The sequence below is a fragment of the Apibacter sp. genome, from assembly GCF_025291155.1.
Lineage (GTDB): Bacteria > Bacteroidota > Bacteroidia > Flavobacteriales > Weeksellaceae > Apibacter.
Genome location: NZ_JAMBJZ010000067.1, coordinates 1 through 11795 on the forward strand (window position 1 = coordinate 1; position 11795 = coordinate 11795).

An 11795-nucleotide genomic window follows, 5' to 3' on the forward strand; every position below is an offset into this window, starting at 1 on the left:
AGATGGAGATACTGATAAAGTTTCTATATTTAAAAATCTTCTGGTAAAAACACTTGTAACCTGACCCAAAAGTCCCACCGTGTTTTCAGAAAATATGGTAACAGTGTATAACGTTTTATTTTTCATGATTTTACTTTTTAGCATATAAAACTGCGAAGTCGTAATATTTATAAAGACAATCAACCTCTTTAAATCCTGCACTTTTAAGCCAATTCAATTGCTCTGGCAAAGGACTTCTTTTATCTAACTTTATTCTTTCAAAGCAAGCCTCAATTGCTTCTTGAGCTAAGCCACTTTTTTCAATATACGCTCTCCATAATCTGTCATAAAGTGTAGAAAAAAATTCATCATTTCCCGCAATTTGTTCTGCATTTATAAATACACCGTTTTCCTTAAGATAGGAAAATATGGAATTATAAAGTTTAATTTTATCAAAATCCTCTAAATGATGAATTGCTAAAGAGGATACCACCGCATCGAAGGGTTGAGTTACTGTTAACGTGGTAAAATTCTGACAGATTATTTTAATATTAGGATTATTAATAAATCTATTTTTGGCAACTTCCAGCATCTTTTCAGAAAAATCAACTAAAGTGATTTTAGCTTTAGGATATTTTTGTAAAATAAATTCAGATAATAATCCGGTACCTGCTCCGATATCTAGGATTTCAGGGGAAGAAGTTGAAAGATTTATATTTTCTACCGTAATCTGATAAAAATCGTCAAAACAAGGAATTAATTTCTTTCTTTGTTGATCGTATTGATGTGCGACGGAATTAAATTTGGATTGAATAGTTTTCATAATTTTTAGTTTATAGTTGATTAGATTCTCCCAACAAAATGTTAGTTACACAAGAACCTGCAGGTACCATAGGATAAACCATTCCTTGTAATTCTACTTGTACATCCAATAAATAAGGACCTTTATGACTAATCATTTCATCAATTGCCTTATCTAAATCATCTCTTTCACTTATGGTTTTAGATTTTATATTATAAGCCTTAGCGATAGCTTCGAAATTTGGGTTTTTCATAAGAGTTTCAGAATATCTTTTATCAAAAAATAATTCTTGCCATTGACGTACCATGCCAAGGAAATGATTATTTAAAATAATTATTTTCACATCAATGTCGTATTGCATGATGGTTCCCAATTCTTGTATAGTCATTTGTATCCCTCCATCACCCACAAATAAGCAGACCGTTCTATTGGGAGCACCAATTTTAGCTCCTATAGCTGCAGGCAATCCAAATCCCATGGTACCCAGTCCTCCCGAAGTAATAACGCTTCTACTATGTTTGTATTTAAAGTATCGCACTCCCATCATTTGGTTCTGTCCAACATCGGTAACTAATATTCCTTCATGGTTTGTAGCTTCGGAAACTTTTCTAACTACTTCCCCCATCTTTAAGCTTCCTGCTTCCGGATACAATTCTTTTTTGATTACAGCATCATATTCTTTACTGTCATATTCTTTGAAGCTATCAAGCCATTCAGTATGCTTACTCTCATGGAGAAGTTTTGTAACTTCTGCTAAGGTAGTTTTTGCATCCCCAAGAACTTTTACATGAGTTTTTACATTTTTATCAACCTCAGAAGGATCAATATCAAAGTGAATAATTTTTGCCTGTTTAGCATAAGTATTTAAATCACCGGTGACACGATCGTCAAATCGCATACCTATTGCAATTAAAACATCGCATTCATTAGTTTTAATGTTTGGGGCAACATTTCCGTGCATTCCTAAAAGTCCGACATTTAGCGGATGGTCTGTAGGTATAGCTGAAAGGCCTAACATAGTGGACGCTCCGGGAATATTTGCTTTCTCTAAGAAATTTTTAAGTTCCTTTTCCGCACCGCTTAAAATAACCCCTTGTCCAATTAAAGCCAGAGGCTTTTTTGCTTCATTAATTAATTTTGCAGCTGATTGAATTTCTTCTTGTTTTAAATCGGGAATCGGCTGGTAGCTTCTTATAAAATTAATATCTTTTGGAGAATATTCAAATTGTCCGATCAAAGCATCTTTTGTAATATCTAATACCACAGGTCCTTTGCGACCGTTACTAGCAATATAAAAAGCTCTAGCTACCGCCCATGGAATTTCTTCTGCATTACGTATTTGATATGTCCATTTGCTAATTGGCTTGGTAATTCCTACTACATCTGCTTCTTGGAAAGCATCACTTCCTAATAAGCCGGAAAATACCTGGCCGGATATTACTACTAAAGGAGTACTGTCAATCATAGCATCTGCAATTCCAGTTACCGTATTTGTAGCACCGGGACCTGAAGTTACTAATACTATTCCGGGTTTTCCATTAGCTCGGGCATAACCTTGCGCAGCATGGGCAGCTGCCTGTTCATGACGTACAAGAATATGATTGATTTTATCTGTGTAATCATATAAAGCATCGAATACCGGCATAATAGCCCCTCCCGGATATCCGAATATAGTGTCTACACCTTCTTTAAGCAAGGATTTTATTAAAGCCTCACTTCCTGAAATATTAGTATTCATAGTCTTTATTCTTATTATTTAAGTCATTAATTATATTATTCTTACTGCACCTAAATCCGCTGAGCTAACCATACTAGCGTATGCTTTTAATGCTTTTGAAATTTTACGTTCTCTGTTGGGTTTAAATGCTTCGTTACCTTTTGAATATTCTTGATTCCTTCGAAATTCCAGTTCTTCATCGGATATTTTAACGTTAATAGAACGATTAGGAATATCAATTTCAATAATATCTCCGTCTTCTACCAAACCTATGGCTCCTCCGGCTGCAGCTTCAGGGGAAACATGTCCTATGGATAAACCGGAAGTTCCTCCTGAAAATCTTCCGTCAGTAATTAAAGCGCATTCTTTTCCTAAATGTTTTGATTTTATATAGGAAGTAGGGTAGAGCATCTCTTGCATTCCTGGGCCTCCTTTTGGACCTTCATAGGTAATGATTACGACATCGCCGGACTGAACTTTTCCTGATAAAATTCCTTCGCAAGCAGCATCTTGTGATTGAAATACTTTTGCCGTACCTGTAAATTTAAATATGCTTTCGTCTACTCCCGCCGTTTTTACCACACATCCGTTTAAAGCTATATTACCTTTTAATATAGCTAACCCACCGTCTTTAGTGTAAGCATGTTCCATATCTCGAATACATCCTTCAGATCGATCGGTATCAAGGGTAGGATAGGCTGAATTTTGTGATCCCATTACTAAATTAAACTTATTCCCAGGAGCTGATTTATATAAATTTAATGCTTCTTGATTAGGAGCTTCCGTAGTTATATCATATTTTTCTATTGCTTGTTTTAATGTATAACCGTCAATTCGGTAGGTAGAAGTATTGATTAAATTTGATTTAGCTAATTCATTCAAAATACCCATAATACCACCGGCTCGATTTACATCTTGAATATGGTATTTTGTTGTATTCGGAGCAACTTTACATAGACAAGGTATTTTTCTAGATAAGGAATCTATATCGTCCATAGTGAATTCCACCTGTGCCTCATTTGCGATGGCTAAAAGATGAAGGATTGTATTCGTAGATCCACCCATAGCAATATCTAAAGCCATAGAATTGAGGAAAGCCTGTTTCGTAGCAATACTTCTTGGCAATATGGAATCATCTCCATCACGATAATATTTGTAAGCATTTTTTACAATCAAGGCAGCGGCATCTTTAAATAGTTTTTTTCTATTTTCATGGGTTGCTACTATGGTGCCATTTCCGGGCAAGGCTAATCCGATTGCTTCATTTAAGCAGTTCATAGAATTTGCTGTGAACATACCAGAGCAAGAACCACAAGTAGGACAAGCAGATCGTTCAATGGCATTGACTTCTTTGTCTGATACAGTGGAATCTGCAGATTTAATCATAGCATCAATTAGATCTAAATGTTGATGATTTAATTCTCCTGCTTCCATAGGTCCACCGGAAACGAAAATAGTTGGAATATTTAATCGCATAGAAGCCATGAGCATACCAGGTGTTATTTTATCACAATTGCTTATACATATCATTGCATCAGCTTTGTGAGCATTTACCATATATTCAACACTATCAGCAATTAAATCTCTAGAAGGAAGAGAATATAACATTCCGTCGTGTCCCATAGCAATACCATCATCTATGGCAATGGTATTAAATTCAGCAGCAAAACATCCTAATGCTTCTATTTCCGATTTTACAAATTGTCCTATTTGATGTAAATGCACATGCCCGGGTACGAATTGGGTAAATGAATTGACGATTGCAATCAAAGGTTTACCCATTTGTTCCTCCTGCATTCCGTTTGCTCTCCATAGAGCGCGGGCTCCAGCCATTCTTCTACCATGGGTACTGGTGTGACTTCTTAACTGGTTTTTCATTTTTTTAGTTTATTTTTGTTTCTTTATAAAATTAAAGCCCTTTCCTTAATAGGGAGAAAGGGCTTATGATATTTTATAACTACAATAGATTCTACTAACATCCCTCCCCCTGATTAACAAATATTGACCAGAATGAGGTTTAATAAGAGTATGTAGTTTAAATGAGACATTAGTTTTTAATTATATATTTTTATAACTTATAAGAGTGAGACAAAATTAAGATAGTTTTTTATTATGTCCAAATATTATTTGTAAATAAAATAATATTTGATAAAAGTAAATCCTAATTTAATGTTAAAAATAAAAAAAAAATATATTATTTATATTGTATTAATTTATTAAGTGTGAAATTTCTTTAATTTTTTATTTATTAGATAAAATTAGAGGTTTAGTATAAAAAAAATAGATTAAATTAAATTGTTAAAATATTTTTATTAAGAAGTCTGTATTTTTTGTCTTAAATTGTCTCGTATCTTTACTTAAATTACACAATAGTTTCTAAAAAAATCTAAAATAATAAGATTGAATATAAAAAGAACTCCTTTGTAAAGAAGTCCTTTTTTATTATGAATTTTGGATATAATTAACAATCCATTTTCCAACTTCAGTGGTTGAATAAGCTTTTCCCTCGAAAGCGATATCTTCTGTTACAATTTTTTGTTCCATAGAAGCATCTACCGCTTTTCTAATCAAAGCACCTTCCTTTTTTAAATCAAAAGCATATTCGAACATCAAGGCAGCGGAAAGTATGGTAGCAAGTGGATTTGCTATATTTTTCCCTGCTGCTTGTGGATAAGAGCCATGTATAGGTTCGAAAACAGAAGTATGAATGCCGATTGAAGCTGAAGGTAACATTCCCAAAGATCCTGTAATAACGGAAGCCTCATCTGTTAAAATATCTCCAAATAGGTTTTCAGTTACCAATACATCAAAACGTTTCGGCCATTGAATAATTTGCATTGCAGCATTATCAACAAACATGTATTCAGTTTCAATATCTGGAAATTCTTTTTCAATCTCCTGAGAAACTTGCCTCCATAGACGAGATGAGCAAAGCACATTTGCTTTATCAACTATAGTAAGTTTTTTATTTCGCTGTCCAGCTAATTTATAGGCTAATCTAACTATTCTTTCAATTTCCTCTCTAGTATAAACGCAAGTATCATAAGCGGTATTTCCGTCTTCACTTCTTCCTTGAGGTCGTCCAAAATATAAACCTCCCGTTAATTCTCTGACACACATAAAATCTGCACCTTCAACTAAGTCAGGTCGTAAAGGGGATTTATGTAATAGTGAAGGAAACGTATTGATAGGGCGAAGGTTTGCATATAAACCAAGATCTTTTCTCATTTTCAATAATCCTTGTTCCGGACGAACTTTGGCAGAAGGATTATTGTCATATTTTGGATCTCCGATTGCCCCAAAAAGAACAGCGTCTGAATTCATACAAAGTTCATGAGTCTCCTGCGGATAAGGATTTCCGGTTTTGTCAATTGCAATTGCTCCTACTAACGCTTCTTTATAGGCAAGCTCATGATTAAATTTGGCACATATAGCTTTAGTTACATCTAAAGCCTGAGCAATAATCTCAGGGCCAATTCCATCTCCCGGTAATACGGCTATATTTAATTTCATTTTATATATTCTTTTATTTATTTTTTTCTAGTATAATATGTTTTTTAAAATGTTGAAACAATTATTTTTTACAAAATTAATTTCAATGTAAATTTTCAATAATGTTCAACATTTTTTCAGTTGCTTTAATGGCAGCTTCGGTTTGGTCAGCATCCAATCCTCTGGTTTTAAATTCATAGTTATTGAGCTTCCAAGATATAACGGTTTGAACTAAAGCATCTGTTTGCCCTCCGGGAGGAATAATTACTTTGTAATTAGTAAGAATGGGTTTGGCTTTATTTAATTTTTCATATATAAGGCTGATCGCCTCGGAAAAAGCGTCATACTGTCCATCTCCAGATGCAGTTTGTTCATATGTTTTACCATCTATTTCCATTCTTATAGAGGCGGTTGGGTGCAGACCTTTACTTAAAACTAATGCATACGAAAGAATTTTTACTTTCTTTTCATTTTCATTAGTGTTTAAAACATCGGATATGATAAAGGGGAGGTCTTCCTGTGTAATAATCTCTTTTCTATCTCCTAATTCAATCACGCGATTGGTCACCTTGATCATATCTTTTTCATCGAGTTCTATGCCTAAAGCCTCTATATTTTTTTTAATGTTAGCTTTTCCTGATAATTTACCTAAAGCATATTCTCTGATACGACCGAATCTATTCGGATGAAGATCATTGTAATAAAGATTGTTTTTATTGTCTCCGTCAGCATGAATTCCTGCAGTTTGTGTAAAAACATTTTCGCCTATTACTGGTTGGTTAGAAGAAATATTTTGTCCCGAATAAGTCTCTACTACGCGACTTACTTTATTTAACATAAATTCTTTAACGGAGGTCTTTATTTTCATTTGATCATGAAGAACAGCAATTACGCTAGGTAATGGTGCATTTCCTGCTCTTTCTCCTAATCCATTCATGGTTACATGAATACCATGGATTCCTGAATCTACAGCAGCCATTACATTAGCCACAGCTAAGTCATAATCATTGTGAGCATGAAAATCAAAATGAATATCGGGATAACGATTTACTATTTCAGTACAAAAAAGTTTCGTGTTATTCGGATTTAGTATTCCTAAGGTATCAGGAAGCATAAAACGTTTAATGGGAAGACTTTTAAGATTATCGAGCATAAAAAATACGTAATCTTTTGAATGGATCATTCCATTAGACCAATCTTCAAGATATATATTAACGGATATATTCATAGATTGCGCTAGTAAAATATCATGCTTAATATCCTCTAAATGTTGCTGAGGAGTTTTACGTAATTGCTCTGTTACATGTTTTAGCGACCCTTTAGTTAGTAAATTTATTATTTTACATCCGGAATCTTTTATCCAACGTAAAGAGGCTCCTTTATCTACAAATCCTAATATTTCCAATTTTTCCAAGTTTCCGGAGCTTTCTGCCCAAGAAGCTATTTTTTTAACGGTCAGAAACTCTCCTTCAGAAACTTTGGCAGAAGCAATTTCCAATCGGTTTATTCCCATGTCTATGAGTAGACGGGCAACGCTTAGCTTCTCCTGCATTAAAAATGAAACTCCGGAAGTTTGCTCTCCGTCACGGAGAGTGGTATCCATAATTTCTATCATACTATTATTTTTATTAATGAAACATGATTGACCAGTTGGAAATATTACTTTAATCTACGAATGATAAAATCGTAATTAATATTGAAAAATACGGTTTTTTTCATACTCTTCGATTTTATCTTTTTTTGATAGTAGATAATCAATATCGTCAAGTCCTTGAATAAGACATTCTTTTTTGTAAGAATTTATGTCAAAAATTTCAGTTTTTCCCGTTTTATTATTTGTGATAGATTGCTTTTCAAGATCTATCGTAATAGTATTTTTTGGGTCCGAATGGATGCTTTCAAAAAGATCCGATAAAAACTCCGGGCTAACTACTACTGGAAGTAAGCCGTTGTTTAGAGAGTTGTTCTTAAAAATATCTGCAAAATAGCTGGAAACAACCGCACGAAATCCATAACCTGATACAGCCCAAGCAGCATGTTCTCTACTTGATCCGCTTCCGAAATTTTTTCCTGCTACTAAAATTGTACCACTGTAGGTAGAATTATTTAATACAAAATCTGGTTTTGGATTTCCACTTTTATCATATCTCCAATCTGCGAATAAGTTATCACCGAATCCTTCTTTATTCGTTGCTTTTAAGAATCGTGCCGGTATTATTTGGTCTGTATCCACATTTTCTATTGGAAGTGGAATGTATGTTGATGTTATCGTTTTAAATTTTTCCATGTTGTTTTTTATAGAATTAGTTTAATTTTCTAGGATCGGTTATTTTTCCGGTTACAGCCGCGGCTGCAGCTACCAATGGACTGGCTAAAATAGTTCTGGCGCCTGGTCCTTGTCTTCCTTCAAAATTTCTATTAGTGGTAGAAACCGCATATTTTCCTGCTGGAACTTTGTCATCATTCATAGCAAGGCATGCAGAACAACCGGGTTGACGTATTTCGAATCCTGCTTCTTCTAAAATGTCATACAAACCTTCATCGATAAGTTGTTGAGCAACTCGATGACTTCCGGGAACTAACCATGCTGTAACATTTTCTGCTTTTTTCTTACCCTTAACAAAATTTGCAAAAGTTCTAAAATCTTCAATTCTTCCATTAGTGCAACTTCCTATAAACACATAGTCTATAGGCTTTCCTTCCATTTTTTCTCCTGGATTGAAGCCCATATAATTCAATGATTTTATAAAAGAAATTTTACCTGTTTCATCCAACCCTTCTAATGTTGGTATAGATCCGGTTATTGAAACCCCCATACCTGGATTGGTCCCGTAAGTAACCATAGGTTCAATTTTAGAAGCGTCAAATGTATATTCTTTATCGAATTTAGCTCCTTCATCTGTTTTTAGAGTTTTCCAATATTCGATAGCTTCATTCCATTTATCTCCTTTAGGAGCAAAGTCTTTACCTTTAAGATATTCGAATGTTGTTTCATCAGGAGCAATTAACCCTCCACGTGCTCCCATTTCGATGCTTAAATTACAAAGGGTCATTCTTTGTTCCATGTTTAGATTTCGAATTGCTTCACCCGCATATTCAACAAAATATCCGGTAGCTCCTCCCGTAGTAAGGGTTGAAATCATAAATAATGCTAAATCTTTAGCGGTAACTCCGTCACTTAAAGATCCATTAAAGTTAATTCTCATGGTTTTAGGTCTACTTTGAAGAATACATTGAGTAGCTAATACCATTTCAACTTCACTGGTTCCTATTCCAAAAGCAATAGCTCCAAAAGCACCATGAGTAGAAGTATGGCTATCTCCACAAACTATAGTCATACCCGGTTGGGTATATCCATTTTCCGGTCCGATGATATGAACTACTCCATTTCTTTCGTTTCCAAGTGCATATAATGTAAGTCCAAATTCTTCTGCATTTTTAGAAAGTGTATCTAATTGTTTTTTGGATATAGGGTCTTTTACCGGCTGATCTTGATTGCAGGTTGGTGTATTATGGTCAGCAGTAAGTGTGGTTTGTTCTGGTCTGAAAACCTTTAATCCTCTTTCTCTTAGTCCGTTGAAGGCTTGAGGGCTGGTAACTTCATGGCAAAAATGCCTATCTATATATAATTGGGTAGGCCCATCTTGTATAGAAGTAACCGTATGAGCATCCCAAATTTTGTCAAAAAGTGTTTTCATGGTATATTCTCTTTTTTAATTGGTTTAATTATAAATGTTAAACGGTAAATTTATTTATAGCGTCAATATAGGCTTCCACAGAAGCAGTAACAATATCTGTATTTGCTGCAAAGCCATAATAGTTTTTGCCATTATATTCTACTTGCATATGTACTTTCCCTAAATCATCGCTTCCTTTATTAATAGCTTGAATTAAAAATTCATGAATAGTCATTTGTTTTTTGAGTATTTCTTTAACTGTATTGATAGCTGCGTCGACAGGACCGTTTCCGAAGGAAGTAGAGGTGAATTTTTCTCCGGCAATATCTAAGGTAACAATCGCTGCATTTTTAACGCCTTTACCAGATGTAACTTGTAGAAAATCCAATTTAATACGATTGCTTTCATTCGGTTCTTTTCCAACAAGAATTAATAGGTCATCGTCGTTAATATCTTTCTTTTTGTCAGCTAATTCTAAAAATCGTTCATAGATAGTGGTTAATTCATTTGATTCAACTTTAATTCCCAATAAGTTTAATCTGTTTTTAAGAGCATGGCGTCCACTACGGGCTGTTAAAACGATTGCGTTGTCATCAATACCTACTTCTTTAGGGTCTATAATTTCATAGGTTGAAAGGTTTTTCAATACGCCGTCCTGATGTATTCCAGAGGAATGAGCAAATGCATTTCTTCCAACAATTGCCTTATTGGGTTGGATAGGCATATTCATTAAGCTGGAAACCATTTTACTTACAGGATATAATTTTTTGGTATTAATACTTGTCTCTATAGCTAATTCCTTGTGGCTTTTAATTGCCATAACAACTTCTTCTAGAGAAGTATTTCCTGCACGTTCACCAATTCCATTCATGGTAACTTCCACTTGTCTAGCCCCATTTATAACTCCCATAAGAGAATTGGCAGTTGCCATTCCTAAATCTTGATGACAATGTGTAGATAAAATGGCGTTTTTCATATCCACATGTTCCATCAGATATTTTATCTTTTCTCCATATTCCGTAGGAAGGCAATAACCGGTAGTATCAGGGATATTTATTACTGTTGCTCCTGCATTTATAACTGCCTGAACCACTTTGGCTAAATATTCATTGTCTGTTCTTCCGGCATCTTCAGCATAGAATTCTACGTCTTCAACAAATTTTTTAGCATAGGCGGTTGCTGCAACAGCTCTTTTGATTATTTCCTCTCGAGTAGAATTAAATTTATATTTAATATGGTAATCGGAAGTTCCAATTCCTGTATGTATTCTTTTTTTCTTCGCATATTTAAGAGCATCGGCTGCTACTTCTATGTCTTTTTCTACAGCGCGAGTTAGAGCGCAGATGGTTGGTCTTGTTACTGCTTTGGAAATGGCTTCTACTGAGCTAAAATCTCCAGGGCTTGAAATCGGGAAACCGGCTTCAATAACATCTACTCCTAATTCTTCTAATGCTTTAGCAACTTCTATTTTTTCAATTGTATTTAACTGACACCCGGGTACCTGTTCTCCATCCCGTAAAGTAGTGTCGAAAATGAATAATTTATCCATCTTTATATCGTTTTCTTTTGTGATTAATAAACAATAAAAAGCCTTTCCCCTTGGAGTGAGAAAGGCTTTTTATATTTTGTATAATTTACAACATAAGCGTTACTCACTCTGAGTTTTACCCAGAATCAGAATAATGCTAATTATGTTAGTAAACAATGACATTCGTTTTATTAATTATAATTGGCCGCTAAATTATGATAATTTTTCTAAATACCAAAATAAATAGGGTAAAAAAATATTTTAGTTTTAATTTAAATTCAAAAAAATATTCTAAAAATAATACATAAAGGATAATTATTGCTATGTGATTGTTAATTGTTAAAAAAAACGTGTTTTTGTTTCAAATTTTTTTAAGAATTTAATAGAATTTAAAATAATGTTAAATAAATATTGCTTAAATCCCAATGTTTAGTTGAATTAACTTTTTTTAAATACCTTTTATTTAGATACTTTCGGTTATTTTTTGCTAAAAATTGTTATTTATTCTTTTACTAGGTGATTACTTAGTATTATATAACATTGATGTTAAAGAGGATTTATTACAAATGTCAATCTGTATTTAAAAAATTAGATAAAACA

Annotated in this window: 8 protein-coding genes; all 8 read right to left on the bottom strand. The window is 33.8% G+C overall.

Going from position 1 to position 11795, the window contains the following annotated elements; all coding sequences use genetic code 11:
- Window positions 1-130: 130 nt before the first annotated feature.
- Window positions 131-802 carry a class I SAM-dependent methyltransferase gene (locus M3Z80_RS07165; protein ID WP_293918858.1) on the bottom strand — a complete coding sequence of 224 codons (672 nt, stop codon included), beginning with the start codon at window positions 800-802 and terminating at the stop codon, window positions 131-133.
- 10 nt (window positions 803-812) lie between these two features.
- Window positions 813-2519, bottom strand: a complete 1707-nt coding sequence (gene ilvB, locus M3Z80_RS07170) for a biosynthetic-type acetolactate synthase large subunit (RefSeq protein ID WP_293918859.1) — start codon at window positions 2517-2519, stop codon at window positions 813-815.
- A gap of 30 nt (window positions 2520-2549) precedes the next feature.
- A complete protein-coding gene (gene ilvD, locus M3Z80_RS07175) occupies window positions 2550-4376 on the bottom strand; it encodes a dihydroxy-acid dehydratase (protein WP_293918860.1) in 1827 nt (608 codons plus the stop codon).
- Between the two features lie 564 nt (window positions 4377-4940).
- Window positions 4941-6011, bottom strand: a complete 1071-nt coding sequence (gene leuB / locus M3Z80_RS07180) for a 3-isopropylmalate dehydrogenase (RefSeq protein WP_293918861.1) — start codon at window positions 6009-6011, stop codon at window positions 4941-4943.
- 82 nt (window positions 6012-6093) lie between these two features.
- Window positions 6094-7605 (bottom strand): alpha-isopropylmalate synthase regulatory domain-containing protein, encoded by a 1512-nt coding sequence (locus M3Z80_RS07185; protein WP_293918862.1) that lies wholly within the window; start codon window positions 7603-7605, stop codon window positions 6094-6096.
- A gap of 75 nt (window positions 7606-7680) precedes the next feature.
- Window positions 7681-8277 (bottom strand): 3-isopropylmalate dehydratase small subunit, encoded by a 597-nt coding sequence (gene leuD / locus M3Z80_RS07190; protein WP_293918863.1) that lies wholly within the window; start codon window positions 8275-8277, stop codon window positions 7681-7683.
- A 16-nt stretch (window positions 8278-8293) separates the two neighbouring features.
- Window positions 8294-9688 (bottom strand): 3-isopropylmalate dehydratase large subunit, encoded by a 1395-nt coding sequence (gene leuC, locus M3Z80_RS07195; RefSeq protein WP_293918864.1) that lies wholly within the window; start codon window positions 9686-9688, stop codon window positions 8294-8296.
- Window positions 9689-9725: 37 nt separating this feature from the next.
- Window positions 9726-11222 carry a 2-isopropylmalate synthase gene (locus M3Z80_RS07200; protein ID WP_293918865.1) on the bottom strand — a complete coding sequence of 499 codons (1497 nt, stop codon included), beginning with the start codon at window positions 11220-11222 and terminating at the stop codon, window positions 9726-9728.
- Between the last annotated feature and the right edge of the window lie 573 nt (window positions 11223-11795).

What these genes read in the sequence shown, in the direction of transcription:
- M3Z80_RS07165 (WP_293918858.1), bottom strand. Translation starts at nt 802, where the DNA reads ATGAAAACTATTCAATCCAAATTTAATTCCGTCGCACATCAATACGAT.
- ilvB (WP_293918859.1), bottom strand. Translation starts at nt 2,519, where the DNA reads ATGAATACTAATATTTCAGGAAGTGAGGCTTTAATAAAATCCTTGCTT.
- ilvD (WP_293918860.1), bottom strand. Translation starts at nt 4,376, where the DNA reads ATGAAAAACCAGTTAAGAAGTCACACCAGTACCCATGGTAGAAGAATG.
- leuB (WP_293918861.1), bottom strand. Translation starts at nt 6,011, where the DNA reads ATGAAATTAAATATAGCCGTATTACCGGGAGATGGAATTGGCCCTGAG.
- M3Z80_RS07185 (WP_293918862.1), bottom strand. Translation starts at nt 7,605, where the DNA reads ATGATAGAAATTATGGATACCACTCTCCGTGACGGAGAGCAAACTTCC.
- leuD (WP_293918863.1), bottom strand. Translation starts at nt 8,277, where the DNA reads ATGGAAAAATTTAAAACGATAACATCAACATACATTCCACTTCCAATA.
- leuC (WP_293918864.1), bottom strand. Translation starts at nt 9,688, where the DNA reads ATGAAAACACTTTTTGACAAAATTTGGGATGCTCATACGGTTACTTCT.